Source organism: Stenotrophomonas sp. 05L413, assembly GCF_056397945.1.
Map to the genome: position 1 here is coordinate 20,893 of NZ_JBFTOL010000011.1, position 15,518 is coordinate 36,410.

16 protein-coding genes are annotated in these 15,518 nt (G+C 67.5%); 6 read left to right on the top strand and 10 right to left on the bottom strand.

From position 1 onward, the window contains the following. The first annotated feature begins 44 nt into the window (after positions 1-44). Positions 45-383: a hypothetical protein gene (locus AC1DIQ_RS18710; protein ID WP_461770260.1), complete on the top strand. Its 339-nt coding sequence runs from the start codon at positions 45-47 to the stop codon at positions 381-383. Here the strand turns inward: AC1DIQ_RS18710 and AC1DIQ_RS18715 are convergent. The 4 genes from AC1DIQ_RS18715 to AC1DIQ_RS18730 all read right to left on the bottom strand — a co-directional run bounded on the left by AC1DIQ_RS18715 (position 356) and on the right by AC1DIQ_RS18730 (position 5,567). After that, a complete protein-coding gene (locus AC1DIQ_RS18715; RefSeq protein WP_478050589.1) occupies positions 356-1,858 on the bottom strand; it encodes an efflux transporter outer membrane subunit in 1,503 nt (500 codons plus the stop codon). The genes AC1DIQ_RS18710 and AC1DIQ_RS18715 overlap by 28 nt on opposite strands. Next, complete coding sequence (locus AC1DIQ_RS18720; protein WP_478050582.1) at positions 1,858-2,913, bottom strand: HlyD family secretion protein; 1,056 nt, start codon at positions 2,911-2,913, stop codon at positions 1,858-1,860. Before AC1DIQ_RS18720 ends, AC1DIQ_RS18715 begins: the two co-directional genes overlap by 1 nt. 17 nt (positions 2,914-2,930) lie before the next feature. After that, entirely contained in the window at positions 2,931-4,472 is a 1,542-nt protein-coding gene (locus AC1DIQ_RS18725) for an MFS transporter (RefSeq protein ID WP_478050583.1), read from the bottom strand. A gap of 180 nt (positions 4,473-4,652) precedes the next feature. After that, on the bottom strand, positions 4,653-5,567 hold the full coding sequence (locus AC1DIQ_RS18730) for a LysR family transcriptional regulator (protein ID WP_121039741.1): 915 nt from the start codon (positions 5,565-5,567) through the stop codon (positions 4,653-4,655). A gap of 148 nt (positions 5,568-5,715) precedes the next feature. Here AC1DIQ_RS18730 and AC1DIQ_RS18735 point away from each other — a divergent pair, with 148 nt between their 5' ends. Next, positions 5,716-6,162, top strand: a complete 447-nt coding sequence (locus tag AC1DIQ_RS18735; RefSeq protein ID WP_282261546.1) for a universal stress protein — start codon at positions 5,716-5,718, stop codon at positions 6,160-6,162. Positions 6,163-6,232: 70 nt separating this feature from the next. Here the strand turns inward: AC1DIQ_RS18735 and AC1DIQ_RS18740 are convergent, their stop codons facing one another. Next, positions 6,233-7,654, bottom strand: a complete 1,422-nt coding sequence (locus tag AC1DIQ_RS18740; RefSeq protein WP_121039747.1) for a GGDEF domain-containing protein — start codon at positions 7,652-7,654, stop codon at positions 6,233-6,235. A 115-nt stretch (positions 7,655-7,769) separates the two neighbouring features. Beyond that, on the bottom strand, positions 7,770-8,675 hold the full coding sequence (locus AC1DIQ_RS18745) for a LysR family transcriptional regulator (protein ID WP_478050584.1): 906 nt from the start codon (positions 8,673-8,675) through the stop codon (positions 7,770-7,772). Positions 8,676-8,796: 121 nt separating this feature from the next. On the opposite strand from AC1DIQ_RS18745, the gene AC1DIQ_RS18750 reads away from it, so the two are divergent. Further along, positions 8,797-9,666, top strand: coding sequence for a pirin family protein (locus AC1DIQ_RS18750; protein WP_478050585.1), 870 nt, complete (start codon positions 8,797-8,799; stop codon positions 9,664-9,666). 120 nt (positions 9,667-9,786) lie between these two features. Continuing rightward, the gene (locus AC1DIQ_RS18755) at positions 9,787-10,425 is read left to right on the top strand and encodes a hydrolase (protein ID WP_461770267.1); all 639 of its coding nucleotides are present in this window, start codon (positions 9,787-9,789) and stop codon (positions 10,423-10,425) included. A 42-nt stretch (positions 10,426-10,467) separates the two neighbouring features. On the opposite strand, the gene fghA is transcribed toward AC1DIQ_RS18755, so the two are convergent. The 3 genes from fghA to AC1DIQ_RS18770 are packed head-to-tail and all read right to left on the bottom strand — an operon-like array spanning position 10,468 to position 12,787. Continuing rightward, a complete protein-coding gene (gene fghA, locus AC1DIQ_RS18760) occupies positions 10,468-11,298 on the bottom strand; it encodes an S-formylglutathione hydrolase (RefSeq protein WP_478050586.1) in 831 nt (276 codons plus the stop codon). Positions 11,299-11,346: 48 nt separating this feature from the next. Then, positions 11,347-12,456, bottom strand: coding sequence for an S-(hydroxymethyl)glutathione dehydrogenase/class III alcohol dehydrogenase (locus AC1DIQ_RS18765; RefSeq protein WP_478050587.1), 1,110 nt, complete (start codon positions 12,454-12,456; stop codon positions 11,347-11,349). Positions 12,457-12,511: 55 nt separating this feature from the next. Then, positions 12,512-12,787: a metal/formaldehyde-sensitive transcriptional repressor gene (locus AC1DIQ_RS18770; RefSeq protein WP_019183747.1), complete on the bottom strand. Its 276-nt coding sequence runs from the start codon at positions 12,785-12,787 to the stop codon at positions 12,512-12,514. A gap of 123 nt (positions 12,788-12,910) precedes the next feature. Here AC1DIQ_RS18770 and AC1DIQ_RS18775 point away from each other — a divergent pair, with 123 nt between their 5' ends. Further along, positions 12,911-13,171: a hypothetical protein gene (locus tag AC1DIQ_RS18775; RefSeq protein ID WP_121039761.1), complete on the top strand. Its 261-nt coding sequence runs from the start codon at positions 12,911-12,913 to the stop codon at positions 13,169-13,171. 39 nt (positions 13,172-13,210) lie between these two features. On the opposite strand, the gene AC1DIQ_RS18780 is transcribed toward AC1DIQ_RS18775, so the two are convergent. Further along, complete coding sequence (locus AC1DIQ_RS18780) at positions 13,211-14,095, bottom strand: LysR family transcriptional regulator (RefSeq protein ID WP_121039764.1); 885 nt, start codon at positions 14,093-14,095, stop codon at positions 13,211-13,213. A gap of 107 nt (positions 14,096-14,202) precedes the next feature. Between AC1DIQ_RS18780 and AC1DIQ_RS18785 the strand changes: the two genes are divergently transcribed. Further along, complete coding sequence (locus AC1DIQ_RS18785; protein WP_152152225.1) at positions 14,203-15,261, top strand: NAD(P)-dependent alcohol dehydrogenase; 1,059 nt, start codon at positions 14,203-14,205, stop codon at positions 15,259-15,261. Positions 15,262-15,518: the final 257 nt, after the last annotated feature.

Below are 15,518 nucleotides of genomic sequence, written 5' to 3' on the forward strand. Positions count from 1 at the left end.
GCACCGCGTCTCTGCCAGCCTTGCCGCATTCAATGGAGGTAACCATGCCAGTTAGTTATGACATCAGCCTGCCGGACCCGGCCAAGGCACGCGGCAACGATCCGGACCTGTCCTTCCACGCCCAAGGCGCGGCAGGGTTGGCCGAGGAACTTCAGACTGCCCTGCGTACCACGGTGCTGTTCGACCGCTGGCGCGCCAAGCAGGACGATCCCGACGCGGTCGACCCGCAGTGGGGCGCGACCGATCCGGCCGCTACCGTGACCGGCGCGCAGGATGATCTGCGGATCAACCTCTGCGCCACCACCAGCATCGACAGCGACGTGTTCAAGCAGCGCCTGCGCATGCTGGCCGGCAGTCACTGGGAACTGCGCAACGTACGTTGAGCCATGTTGCCCGCCCCGCTGGCAGCCGACGCGCTGCCAGCGAGCGCCGCGCCGGCATCGCCATCGTCCCACCCACCGCCCAGCGCGCGATACAGATCCACCCGGGCGATCGCGGCCGCCGCCTGGCTGCCGGCCAGCGCCGCTTGGTTGTCCAGCGCAATGCGCTGGGTGGTCAGCACGTCCAGCATGTCGATCACACCTTCCTGGTACTGACGACGCGCAGCGACCAAGGCACGATCACTTTCCTCCACCGCCACCTGCAGCGCCTGCCCGCGTCGCTGCTCCGCGCTGTAACCGTCCATCGCATCGTCCACATCGTGCCACGCCTGCAGCACCGTCTTCTGGAACTGCAGCGCGGCCTGGCGTTGCTGCAACCGGCTCAGAGCGAGGTTCGCTTTCAACCTGCCGCCCTGGAAGATCGGCAGACTGATCGCCGGACCGATGCTGAAACGATGGGCGTTCCAGCCGTCCAGGTCGTCGAGCTGTTTGGCCTGGAAGCCGGCATCGCCAGTGAGGGTGATGCGCGGCAGGAAGTTGGCCTTGGCCACACCGATGCCAGCCGTCGCCGCGTGCAGGGCCGCTTCGGCGCGGCGGATGTCCGGGCGGCGCTCGACCAGGTCGCTGGGCAGGCCAGCCGCCATGCCGGGCAATGCCGGCCAATCGCGCCGTGCGTTTTCCAGCTGTGCGTCCAGCGCCTGCGGTGAGCGCCCCAGCAGCAGGGCCAGTGCATTGCGCAGCTGCGATTGCCGATGCTGCAATGGCGCCACCCGCGCCTCCAGCGCTGCCACCTGTGCGGCCGCACTGGCCACCTGCAAGGTGGTCGCCACGCCCTGCTGCTGGCGGGCCAGGGTCAGCCGCTGCACGTCACGGGCGATGTGCAGGTTGTCCTCGGTGATCGCCAGCAGCTGACGCGTCGCGCGCAGCTGCAGATAGGTACCGGCGGTTTCGGCCATCACCGCGGTCTGCACCGCGTGCCAGTCTTCGTTGGCGATCTGCACGCGGGCATCGGCGATCTCCACCTGGCGCCGCACACGACCCCAGAGATCCAGCTCCCAGCTCAGGCCGATACCGGCCTGGAACAGCCCGTAGTCTTCGCGCCCGGCATTGCCGGACGGATCGTTCAACCCCACTTCGCTATTGCGCGCACGGGTGGCACCGACCGTCGCGCCGACGGCCGGGGCGCGGTCGGCGGCACTGATTCCGCGCAGCGCGCGGCTCTGCGCGACGCGGTTGGCGGCCAGCTGCACATCCAGATTGGCCTGCATGGCCTGGCTCGCCAGTGCCGCCAGCAGCGGATCCTCGAAGCCGTTCCACCACGCCGCGTCATCAGCGAAGGCCGCCGAGGTGATCACGCTGCCCTCCCACTGCGCTGGCAGGTTGGCCTCGGGCCGCACGAAATCCGAGCCGAGGGTGCAGGCGGCCAGTGCGGTGCACAGCGCGCTGCCCGCCATCAGGCGCAACGTCTGCCGCATCATCATGCGCCCTCCCCCGGCAGCCCACGCGCGCCGCTGTCCAGATCCACGCGCGCCTCCACCGACATGCCGGCGCGCAGCTTGCCGGCCAGCGGTTGGCCTTCGTCGAGCACGATCTTCACGGGTATCCGCTGCACCACCTTGGTGAAGTTGCCGGTGGCGTTCTCCGGCGCGATCGCAGCGAAGGTCACCCCGGTGGCCGGGGCGATGCTGTCGATCCGGCCGTGCAGCGGCTGGCCGGGGAACACATCCACCTGCACGTCTACGCGCTGTCCAGCGTGCATGCGCGTCATCTGCGTTTCCTGGAAGTTGGCGACGACGAATGCCTGCTGCAGCGGCACCACCGCGAGCACCGGCGTGCCCGGGGTGAGGTAAGCGCCCACGCGCACCGCGCGGCGGCCGACCATGCCATCGATCGGCGCACGCAGCTCGGTATGCGACAGATCCAGTTCGGCACGGGCCTGTGCGGCGTCGGCCCGCTGCACGGCGGCCTGCGCGGACTGCACGCTGGCGGTCAGCAGCGCGGTGCGTTGACGCGCATTGAGCACGGCGGCCGTGCCCTGCTGCAGATGCGCGCTGGCCACCGCCTGGCGCGACTGCGCCTGCTGTGCGTTCTGCACGGTGCCGGCACCGTCGCTGGCCAGCGCGTGATAGCGGCGCTGATCGGCCTGGGCGAGGCTGAGCTCGGCGCGGCTGACGTCCACACTGGCCTGGGCCTGATCGATCACCGAACCCTGCTGCGCCAGCGCGGCCTGCGCATTGGCCAGTTGCGCCCGTGCATTGGCCAGATCGGCACGCGCGGCCGCCAGCGCTACCTGATAGTCGCGGTCATCGATGCGCGCGAGCACATCGCCGGCCTTGACCGTCTGGTTGTCCTGCACGCAGACCTCGCTGACGAAGCCCGCGATCTTCGGCGCGACCACGGTGAAGTCCGCGTTGACATAGGCGTTGTTGGTGGATTGATGGCGGCCATCGTGCAGCAGCCACCCGGCGCCACCGGCGAGCAGCAGCAGGCCGGCAGCGATGACGAAGGGAACGGAGTTGCGATGCAGGGACACAGGGGAATTCCTTGAATTCAAGCCACGGGACGTGGCGGATAGATGCGTGTGGGCAGCCACGGAATCAGCGCGATCAGCGCCACCGCCACCCACGCGACGAGGAGATAGAGATCGGCCGAGGTCAGCGCGACCACCTGCGCATGCAGGCGTGCGCCCAGCCCTGGCACAGTGGTGACATCAAGCCAGGTCGCGTTGCCGATCCGGTCAACCAGTGCGGTCGAGTGCAGATGGCTGCGCGCGGTGGTGACCGCCTCGAGCAGGCCACCGGCGAGCACTGCGGCGAAGCCTTTGACGGTGTTGAACCACGCTGAGGCGAAGGGGCCATCGGTCGGCGCCAGGCTGCCGGTGGCGAGCATCAGCAGCGGCAGCACCGCCATCGGCTGGGCGATGACCTGGATCACCTGCAGCCACACGAAGTTGTCGCGGTGCCAATCGGTGGTCAGCTGCGTACCCAGGCCACAGGCCAACGCCAGCAGGCCCAGGCCGATCGCCTGCACCCAGCGGCTGTCCACCCGGCGCTGGTTGAGCAGGGTCGCCACCAGCGGCAGCGCGATCAGCTGCGGCAAAGCGACCCACAGCAGCATCGGCGCGGTCTGCAGCGGCCGGTAGCCCTGCACCTTGGCCAGGAAGCTGGAGGGAATCATGATCACCGCCAGCAGCACGAACAGCACGCCACCCAGCGTGATCAGCGCGTAGCTCAGATTGCGGTTGGCCAGCAGCTGCAGCTTGAAGAACGGCAGCGGGTGCGACCATTCGTTGTAGAAGAACAGCGCCAACAGGCCGGTACCACCGCCGAGCAGCAGGCAGATCAACGGCGAGGCGAACCAGTCCAGGCGCGGCCCCTGCACCAGGCCGATCACCAGCATCACCAGCGCCGGGAACCCGAGCGCCAGGCCGACCCCGTTGAACTGCGCGAAACGCTCCCACCGCAGCGGGTCCTGCGGCAGGCCCCAGGCCACCATGCCCAGCGCGGCCACACACCACGGCACGATCTGCCAGAACGCCCAGTGCCACCCCACGTAGTCCACCCACAGCGCGGCCATCGGTGTGCCCAGGCTCGGCCCGAACGTGGCCGTCAGCGCATAGCCCGCCAGGCCGTACAACTTGATGCCCGGCGGCAGGAAGCGCAGTGCCACGCTCATCAGCAGCGGTGGCAGCGCGCCGCCCGCCAGCCCCTGCAGCGCGCGCAGGATCAGCAACGAGGGCAGATCCGGCGCGAGCGGACACAGCACGCCCAGCACCATGAAGGCGCCGATCATCACCAGTGCGAAACGGCGCAGCGAAAAGGTCACCGCGCACCACGGCGCGAACGCCATGGCGCTGACCGACATCGCCGTGTACAGCGCGATGATCCAGCTGCCGTCATCGACACTGAACCCCATCGCGCCCCGGATGTCGGCCAGCGCGACCTTGGTGACGTTTTCGTTGATACCGGAGATCAGTACAGCCAGCAGCACGCCGCACAGGCCCACGGCCAGACGCAGGCCAAACACCGCCTGCGCAGGCGGTGCAGCTGGCACGGCAGTTGCTGCCGGCAACGGGGCGGCAACAGCAGTCATCGAACACCACCCGGGTATCGGGGATGCAGCGGGAACAACACGGACATGGGGCCACTCCACGACGGGGAGCGGCAGTCTAGGCAGCGCCGATGCTGCGAAAAATGCTGCGCCGGCCATCGCTGGCGTGCATCCCACGCACGCCTCACCGGTTGCCGTGCAGGCGGCCGTGGCCGCAGTGCGTCAGGCCTGCGTGGACTCCGCGTCGCACATCGCCTTGATGCTGCGACGCAGCCAGCGATGCGCCAGATCGCTGTCCAGGCGGGGATGCCATGCCTGCACGACAATCGCGCTGCGGACCGGAATCGGCAGTTCGAACAGGCGCAGCGGCACCCCGAGGCGTTCCAGCCGGCCCAGCATCACGCTGGGCATCTGCGGCAGGATCAGGTCCGAATCGGCCGCGGCGAAGATCGCCGAGTGGAAGGTCGGCATGATCTGCGCGACGCGCCGGGTCAGCCCCAGTGCTTCCAGGTCCTCATCGATCGGGCCATACCAGCGGCCACGGCGCGATACGGCGATGTGGTCGAAGGCCACGAAGCGCTCGGCAGTGATCTCCCCGGCAAAGATCGGGTGGCCCTCATGGGCGGCACCGAAAAACGAGGTACTGAACAGGTTCTGCACCTTGGTATCGGCGCTCAGCTTGCTGACAGCACTGATGTGCAGATCGATCCGGCCCTGCGCCATCGCATCGTCGTCCCCATCGCCCTCGGGCACGAACCGCAGCACCGAACACGGCGCCTGCGCCTTGAACAGCTCGCGCATGCGGCCCCCATAAGTGCCGACAAACACATCGTTGGCGCGGATGCTGAAGGTGCGCTCCAGCGTCAGCATGTCGACCTCGCGGCCGGCGTTGAAGACCAGGTGGGCCTGCTCGATCACCCCGCGCACCTGCTCACGCAGCTGCAGCGCGCGCGGGGTCGGGGCCAGGCCACGGCCGGCGCGGACCAGCACCGGATCGCCGATCGCCTCGCGGATGCGGCCCAGGGTACGGCTCATCGCCGGGGCACTGAGGTTCATCCGCCGCGCCGCGCCCACGACGCTGCCCTCCTCGATCAGGGCATCCAGGGCAATGAGCAGGTTCAGATCGGGCATGGTCACGGCAGTATCACCTTCAACGTGTGGCGGTGACTTTACTGCAATCCAAAACCCGGATTGGTGCGCCAAACGCACGGCTCCGCTGCGGCGCACGGCATGGGTCCAGCGCCGACGGTGCGCCACCCTAGCGCCCCCTCTGCCGAGAATGCCGATGTTCACCAAGATCCTCGTCGCCCTGGATGGCGGCCCACAGCACGCCCAGGTACTGGCCCTGGCCGGGTCGCTGGCAGGGCCTTCCACCCGGTTGCACCTGCTGTGCGTGCTGGACCCCGCCTTCGCGCTGGCCGATGACGCGCCGCGCGCCGACCATGCCGAATATCCGGCCGCCGATGACCAGGTCCACCAGGCGCAGCGCCTGCTTGCCACCGCCCTGAACAGCCTGCGCGAGCGCGGTATCGACGGCATAGGCCACCACCCGGCCGGCGAGCCGGCGCAGGTGATCTGCGACCATGCCCGCCAGCACGGCTGCGACCTGATCGTCATCGGCCATCGCCACCTGTCTCGGCTGGAACGCCTGCTGGACCGCTCTGTAGGGCAATGGACGGTGGACCATGCGCCCTGCCCGGTGCTGGTGGAAGTGCGCGGTGGCGATGCCTGAGCGAACCCCGGCGTGCGGTCAACCATCGGCCGCGGCCGTGCCCTGGCCCGGCGGCGGGCGCTGATCGCGCTCAGCCCGGTTCGCCGCCCGCGTCCACCCGATTGCGCCCGCCCCGCTTGGCGGCGTACAGCGCGGCATCCGCCGCCGCCAGCAGCTCGGCAGGATCAGCTTCCAACACCCTCGGCACGGTCCCGACGCCGATGCTGATCGTCACCGGTCGTCCCGGCTCAGCCGATGGCAACTGCAGCTGCTCCACCGCATGGCGCATGCGCTCGGCGAGTGCAGGGGCGCCCTCCAGCGGCGTCGATGCCACCACCACGGCGAATTCCTCACCGCCATAACGGGCAACCAGATCCGTGCTGCGCACCGCGCACCCCGCCAACGTTGCAGCGACCAGGCGCAGGCACTGATCGCCGGCCGGGTGCCCGAAGCGGTCGTTGAACGCCTTGAAGCAGTCGATATCGACCATCAGCAGCGCAATGCCCTGCCCGCTTCGCCGCGCCCGCTCCCACGCGTCACGCAGACTCTGGTCGAACTGGCGTCGGTTGGCCAGGCCGGTGAGGCTGTCGATCCGCGACAGCGCATCGAGCTGGTCCTGCCGCGCGAACGAACGCATCTGCATCAACACGCTGCGCAGGCCCGACCCCACGGTGGCCAATGCAAACCCGGCCACGGCCAGATAGGGATGCTCGCGGACCATCAATGCCGACACCACCATCAACGACAGTGCCAGGATCAATGGGCTCCCGGCGCGAACGGCCATCACCAGCGCGCGCGGCACACGCACTTCACTGCCTCGGGAAGGCCGCAGCGCCATGATCGCCAGCAACAGGAACGGCACATCGATCAGCAGATCGCCCAAGCCGCCGTAGCTGTCCTCGGTCTCGACATGGTTGATGTACGCGGCAACGCCCAGGTACACCCAGGCGAACACGCACAACGTGCGGAAGAACACGCGCCGCGAGGGATCTTCGCTCGCCCGCCAGCGCAGCAGTGCAAAGCCGGCGATGAAGATGTTCTCCACATCGAACATCAGCCGCAGGTGTGCGATCCCGTCCTCGCCCGCATCGCTGAGCGTGGCGAACGAGAAGGTGTAGACAAAGAACAGGTAGCCCAGCAGCAGCGCGAGCAGCGCATCGATCAGACTGAGATACCACGGCTCCTGCCGGGGATGGGCCATCGCGAACGTGAGCGGCACGCCGTACAGCACATACAGCAGCATGCTCAGCCCCGGCGTCGCATCGGCATTGCCGCGCCCGACCTCCTGATACATGTTCAGCACCATGCCGGCCGCCCACAACCCCATGCCCAGCGCCATCGCGACCCAGCCGACGATCGACGCGCTGCGGCGCCCCCGCCACACACAGGCCAGCCCTGCCAGCAGGGGCGCCCCGATCAGGAACGCATAGGACACCGGCAGCGCATGCGCGGGCAGCAGCACCAGCGCGATGCCATGGCACAGCAGGTACAGCACCGACAGCCAGACCACCATGCGGCGTCCCATTCCGATGCGGCGTTGCGACCAACATACAAGGTTGCCCGGCACCTGGGGATCAATTCATCCCGCGTTGACGGCGTGCGCGCGGCAGGGCGCCGGGCAGCGGCGGCTATTCTTCCTCGAGCTGCTGGAAACGTTCCGCCAGGAAATCGATCAGCGCGCGTACGGAGGGCAGCAGTCCGCGCCGTGAGGGGAACACCGCATGGATGATCTCCCGCCGTGGCGCCCACGCGGGCAGCACATGCACCAGCGTGCCTGCGGCGATCTGGTCGCACACCATCATCCGCGGCAGCTGCACCACGCCCACGCCCGCCACCGCGGCTGCGCGCAGGGTCAGCATGCCGCGGGTGACCAGACGCGGCCGATGATGGATGTCCGCGCGCGTGCCGTCCGGGCCGAACAGATTCCAGACGTGCTCGTTCTGCGGCAGGCCCAGTTCCATGCTCGGCAGTGCGGCGAGATCGGCCGGCACCTGCGGCAGGCCCAGCCGCTCAATCAACGACGGGCTGGCGACCAGGCACTGGCTGCGCTCGGCCAGCACCCGCATCACCAGCTCGGTGTCCTGCAGCGGCGGTGGCCGCACCCGGATCGCGATATCGATGCCCTCGGCACTCAGATCGACCCGGCGGTTGGTGGCATCCAGCTGTATCTCCACCCCTGGGCATTGCGCCAGGAAGGCCGCGATCATCTCGCCGACACGCGTGTCCAGCAGCGCGACCGGGCAGGCCACCCGGACAATGCCGCGCGGCTCGCTGCGGGTGAGTTCGATCGCTTCCTGGGCGGCTTCGGCTTCCACCAGCATCGCCTTGCAGTGCGCGTAGAACGTCTGGCCGACCTCGGTAACCGAGAAGTGCCGCGTCGAACGCTGGATCAAGCGCACCCCCAGCCGCGCTTCGAGCAGCGCCACCCGGCGGCTGAGTTTCGACTTGGGCACGCCCAGCGCCCGCCCCGCCGGCGCGAAACCGCCGTGATCGACCACCTGGGCGAAATAGTAGAGGTCATTGAGATCCTGCACGGCCGCCACCAGCGTTCACCAGATAGGACTATGAGGATAGATTCTGCCGACTACCGGCGCCAGTGTCCTGAATCCATCATCTCCTCCATCAGACAGGGGCCTGGCCCCGGAGGAGTACGACATGAAGAAGATTCTCGGCATCTACAGCGCCCCGAAGGCGCATTGGGTGGGCGACGGCTTCCCGGCCCGGACCCTGTTTTCCTATTCCAGCCACGGCCAGCAGGTCAGCCCGTTCCTGCTGCTGGACTACGCCGGTCCGATGGCGTTCACCCCGGCCGCGCAGCCCCGCGGCGTTGGCCAGCATCCCCACCGCGGCTTCGAGACGGTCACCATCGTCTATGAAGGCGAAGTGGAGCATCGCGATTCCACCGGCGCGGGCGGCACCATCGGCCCGGGCGATGTGCAGTGGATGACCGCCGCCTCCGGCATCCTGCATGAAGAGTTCCACTCCCACGCCTTCACCCGCACCGGCGGCACGCTGGAGATGGTGCAGCTCTGGGTGAATCTGCCGGCCAAGGACAAGATGGCCGCGCCTGGCTACCAGACCCTGCTGGACGGGCAGATTCCGTCGGTGGCCTTGCCGGACCAGGCGGGCCGCGTGCGCGTGATCGCCGGTGAGTTCGACGGCCAGCATGGCCCCGCGCGCACCTTTACGCCGATGGATGTGTGGGACCTGCGGCTGCTCCAGGGGCACAGCGCCCACCTGCCGGTGCCCGAGGGGCGCCACGTCGCCCTGGTCGTGCTGCGCGGCAGCGTGCAGGTCAATGGCAGCCAGACCGTGCACGAGGCGCAGCTGGTGATGCTTGATCGCGATGGCAGCGCCCTGCGGATCGAGGCCAACAGCGATGCCACGGTGCTGGTGCTCAGTGGCGAACCGATCGACGAGCCGATCGTCGGTTATGGGCCCTTCGTGATGAACAGCCAGGACGACATCCGCCAGGCCTTCGCCGATTTCAATGGCGGCCGCTTCGGCCAGATCGCGCACACGTAATCCCGGCGAAGTGCTGGATTCACAGCGCGATTGACGCATCCCCCGTCCTCCGTGGCGATGGTCGTTGCCATCGCCATGACCCGGCCGCCCAGCGGCCTCCCCACGCCCAGGAGTATTCCCATGGCAAGCGAACCCATCCGTGACCCTGTCACCGATCACCTGCTGACCCCGCAGAACGCCGCCTTCATCATCATCGACTACCAGCCGGTGCAGGTGAACTCGATCGCCTCGATGGACCGGCAGTTGCTGGTCAACAACATCGTGGGCACCGCCAAGGCCGCCGTCGCCTACGGGCTGCCGCTCGTGCATTCCACGGTCAATGTGCGCAGCGGCCTCAACAAACCGCCGATTCCGCAGCTGCGCAAGGTGCTGGCCGACCATCCCACCTACGACCGCACCACGATCAATGCGTGGGAAGACACCGCGTTCCGCGAAGCGGTGCAGGCCACCGGGCGCCGCAAGCTGATCATGACCGCCCTGTGGACCGAAGCCTGTCTGACCTTCCCCGCCCTGGATGCCCTGAAGGAGGGCTACGAGGTGTACGTCGTGGTCGATGCCGTTGGCGGCACGTCCCTGGCCGCGCATGACGCCGGCCTGCGCCGCATCGAACAGGCCGGCGGCAGGATGATCAGCGTCCCGCAGCTGTTCTGTGAGCTGCAGCGCGATTGGCAGCGCCAGGACACGGTGCCGGCGTTCATGGATCTTTTCATCCAGACCGGCGGCACTGCCGGCATCCAGTTCTCCTACGATCGCCAATGAGCGACGCAACGGCCACGCTCCGGCGTGGCCGTTGGGCGGGCATCACCCGTGCAACGCCTTGGCGTGATGCGCGATGTGCTCGCCGATGAAGCTGCTGATGAAGTAATAGCTGTGGTCGTAACCGGGCTGCAGGCGCAGCGTCAGCGGATGACCGGCCGCCGTGCAGGCCGCCTGCAACCATTGCGGCTGCAGCTGGGTGTCGAGGAACTCATCACCACCGCCCTGGTCCACCAGCAACGGCAGGCGCTCGGTCGCGGTGGCGACCAGCTCGCTGGCATCCCACGCCGCCCAACTGGCGCGGTCCTCGCCGAGGTACGCGGCAAAGGCCTTCTGGCCCCACGGCACGCGGGTCGGCGCGACGATCGGCGAGAACGCCGAGACGCTCCTGTAGCGGCCCGGATTCTTCAATGCGATCACCAGCGCACCATGACCGCCCATCGAGTGGCCACTGATGCTGCGCGCGCCCGTCGTCGGGAAATGCGTCTCGATCCATGCCGGCAGTTCCTCCACCACGTAGTCGTACATGCGGTAGTGCGCCGCCCACGGCTGCTCGCTGGCATTCAAATAGAAGCCAGCGCCCTTGCCCAGGTCGTAGCCTTCGGCATCGGCGACGTCATCGCCGCGCGGGCTGGTGTCCGGCACGACCAGGATCACGCCATGCTCGGCGGCGTAGCGCTGCGCACCGGCCTTGGTGATGAAGTTCTGTTCGTTGCAGGTCAGCCCGCTGAGCCAGTACAGCACCGGCAGTGGCTGCGTGGCAGCCTGCGGCGGCAGATACACGGCGACGTTCATGTCGCAGCCCAGCACCTGCGAGGTGTGGCGGTACACGTCCTGCCAACCGCCGGATGCGGCGCGATGTTCGATGCGTTCCATGGTGATTCTCCGTAGGGGCGGCGCGGACCACGCGCCGCCCGTAGTGGCTCAGAAATGCACAACCGAGCGGATCGACTTGCCTTCGTGCATCAGATCGAACGCGTCGTTGATCTCGTCCAGGCCCATCGTGTGGGTCACGAACGGGGCCAGCTCGATGTCACCCTTCATCGCATCTTCGACCATGCCCGGCAGCTGGGTACGGCCCTTGACGCCACCGAAGGCCGTGCCCTTCCAGGAGCGGCCGGTGACCAGCTGGAACGGACGGGTCGAGATTTCCTGGCCCGAGCCAGCCACACCGATCACCACCGACTGGCCCCAGCCACGGTGCGCGCATTCCAGCGCCGCGCGCATCACGTTGACGTTGCCGATGCATTCAAAGGTATGGTCCACGCCCCACGTGGTCATCTCCACGATGACCTGCTGGATCGGCTTGTCATGGTCCTTCGGGTTGATGCAATCGGTCGCGCCGAACTGCTTGGCCAGTTCGAACTTGGAGGGGTTGGTATCGATCGCGAAGATACGGCCGGCCTTGGCCTGGCGCGCGCCCTGGATCACCGCCAGGCCGATGCCGCCCAGCCCGAACACCGCCACCGAATCGCCTTCCTGCACCTTGGCGGTGTTGTGCACCGCGCCGATGCCGGTGGTCACGCCGCAGCCGAGCAGGCAGACGTGTTCCGGGTTGGCTTCCGGATTGATCTTGGCCAGCGACACTTCAGCCACCACGGTGTACTCGCTGAAGGTGGAGCAGCCCATGTAGTGGTAGATCGGCTCGCCGTTGTAGCTGAAGCGGGTGGTGCCATCGGGCATCACGCCCTTGCCCTGGGTGGCGCGCACGGCCACGCACAGGTTGGTCTTGCCCGAGGTACAGAACAGGCACTCGCCGCACTCGGCGGTGTACAGCGGGATCACGTGGTCGCCCGGCTTGACGCTGGTGACGCCCTCGCCCACTTCGACCACGATGCCGGCACCTTCATGGCCGAGCACGGCCGGGAACAGACCTTCCGGATCTTCGCCGGACAGGGTGAACGCATCGGTGTGGCAGACGCCGGTGTGGGTGATCCTGACCAGCACTTCGCCCTTCTGCGGCGGAGCGACGTCGATCTCGACGATCTTCAGCGGTTCGCCAGCGGCGAAGGCAACGGCAGCACGGGATTTCATGGGGAGCACTCCAAGGCAGGGAACAGAATGTGGCAGCACGCGGTCGTCCGCGCACTCATTTGAGGTAGGACCGGATCAGCATGCTCATCTCGCGCACGCGCTCGTCGCGCTGCGCATCGGATTGGGCCGGCTGCCCGAACTCTTCGCGCAGATGGGCCTCCATCACCTCGGACATCAGTCCGTTGACGGCACCGCGGATGGCGGCGATCTGCTGCAGCACCGGCCCGCACTCGGCCCCGGCTTCCAGCGCGCGGTCCAGCGCATCGCACTGACCACGGATCCGACGGACCCGGGCGAGAACGCGCTTTTTTTCCTGCGGTGAATGGGGCATGGGGCAAAGGCCAGTTAACTATACTGGGGGTGAGTATACAGGATCGAAGCATCCAGGCCATTGACAGGCGTTCCGCTTGACATGAACAATCCAGGCAGAACGCCGCACGTGCCAGCCGGCGTCATGGACGACATCACATTTGCCATGCAGGTTCACCTTCGGATGCCAACGCGACGCGCAGTGTTCCCTTACCTTTTCCTCCTTGCCGGCGGTGCGTTGCTGCTTCGCGCCATGCATGTGCTGTCATCGCCGCTCGCAGGCACCACGGGACAGGCAGCGGCCTATGCCGATGGATACGCGGCCGGACAGACGGTTGCCGGCGCGCTGCTCGTGGCTGCTGCCGTGAGTCTCATTGCACTGGGTTGGCGCAGGCTGCGCTGCTGACCCGTTCGTGGCATCAGCCTGGCAGGCCCAGGCGCTGACCTACCCGCGCAGCAGATCAATGAACGCCCGAAGCGCGGATGACATCTGCCGCTGCCGCGGGTAATACACCGCAAAGCCCGCGAACGGTTCACTCCAGTCCTCCAGCACGGCGACCAGCCGACCGTCGTCCAGATACGGACGCGCGGAATCCTCCAGCACGTAGGCCAACCCTAGCCCGTCCACCACCGCCTGCAGGATGGTGTTCTGATCGCCGAGGGTGAGTCGCCCCGGCACATCGATTTCCAGCGCCTGGCCATCGCGTTCGAACTGCCACTTGTACAGATGGCCGCTGGCGAAGCGGAACCGCACGCACTCGTGGCGGATCAGATCGCGCGGATGCCGGGGTATCTCGCGTCCTTCAAGGTAGGCCGGCGCACCGACGATCAAGCCGCGCAGTGCCGGCCCGAGCGGCACGGCGACCATGTCTTCGGGTACCGATTCATGCAGGCGCACACCGGCGTCGTAACCGCCGGCGACGATATCGACCAGACCGTCATCCTGGGCCAGCTCCAGACGCACATCCGGATGGGCCAGCAGGAACTTCGCCAAGCGCGGGCCGAGCTGGGTCTGGACGGCGGCGCGGGTGGCATTGATGCGCAACAGGCCGGCCGGTGCGGCACGGAAATGGTTCATCTCCTCCAGCGCGTCATGCACCTGCCCCAACGCAGGCTGCAGGCGTTCGAGCAGGCGCTGGCCGGCTTCGGTGAGGGCGACGCTGCGGGTGGTGCGGTGGAACAGGCCCACGCCCAGGCGCTCTTCCAGCGCGCGTATCGCATAACTGACCGCCGAGGTGGACAGAGCCAGCTCGGCCCCCGCCTTGCGGAAGCTGCGGTGGCGGGCCACGGCGGCGAAGGCTGCCAGATGGGTCAGGTTGTCAGTGGCCATGATTATCCCGTTTCACTTGATGAATCATGCCGATATCCTGACTTTTTGTGCACGGGATCGGGGCGTATTGTAAAGCGCCTTTCTACAAACCTGCCAAGGATTCCCCCATGTCCCTCGCCCATGGTTATGCGGTGCACGACCAGACCGCGCCGCTGGTACCGTTCTCCTTCGAACGCCGCCCGGCCGGTCCCGATGACGTGCGCATCGAGATTCTCTTCAGTGGCATCTGCCACTCCGATCTGCATCAGGCCCGTGACGACTGGGGTGGTTCCAAGTTCCCGATGGTGCCGGGCCACGAGATCATCGGCCGCGTGACCGAGGTCGGCGCCAACGTCACCGGCTTCAAGGTCGGCGACTTCGCCGGCGTCGGCTGCATGGTCGATTCCTGCCGCCACTGCGCCGCCTGCGATGAAGACCTGGAGCAGTACTGCGAGAAGGGCGCGACCTTCACCTACAACAGCACCGAGCGCGAGAGCGGCCAGCCGACCTTCGGCGGTTACTCCGACCACATCGTGGTCGAGCAGCGCTTCGTGGTGAAGGTGTCCGCAACGCTCGACCTCAAGGCCGCCGCGCCGCTGCTGTGCGCCGGCATCACCACCTATTCGCCGCTGCGCCACTGGAAGGTCGGCCCCGGCCAGAAGGTGGGCGTGATCGGCCTGGGTGGCCTGGGCCACATGGGCGTGAAGTTCGCCAAGGCGATGGGCGCCACCGTGGTGATGATCACCACCACCCCGGAAAAGGGTGCCGATGCCAAGCGCCTGGGGGCCGACGAGGTGCTGGTCTCGCGCGATCCGGCGCAGATGAAGGCACATGCGGGCAGCTTCGATTTCCTGCTCAACACCATCCCGGTCAGCCACGACACCAACCCGTACATGTCCCTGCTCAAGCGCGATGCCACGATGTGCCTGGTCGGCGTGCTGACCGAACTGGATCCGCCGCTGATGGGCGCTTCGGTGATGTTCGGCCGCAAGCACATCACCGGCTCGGCGATCGGCGGCATGGCCGAAACGCAGGAGATGATGGACTTCTGTGCCGAGCACAACATCGTCAGCGATGTGGAAGTGATCGACATCAAGAGCGTCAACGAGGCCTGGGAGCGCATGGCCAGGAACGATGTGCGCTACCGCTTCGTGATCGATATGGCCACGCTGGAAAAGGCGGCCTGATCCCGGCGCAGCCACACATGAAAAACCCCGGCAATGCCGGGGTTTTTTTTGTCAGCTGTACGCGTGTGCCCTTGGCAAATGTCCCCAGGCCGCGGAGCGGCCTCCTCCTGTGCTTTGCCCAGGGGCATACCGGCCGCTACGGGCCTCGGCGTGCGGTAAGCAGGGGGAAGCCAAGCGTGGGGCGCTGGTCGGTGGGTCGGGCGCTGGGCGCCCATGCCCTTGGAGGCAAAATAAAGGAGGAGGGGGCGGCCGCAGGC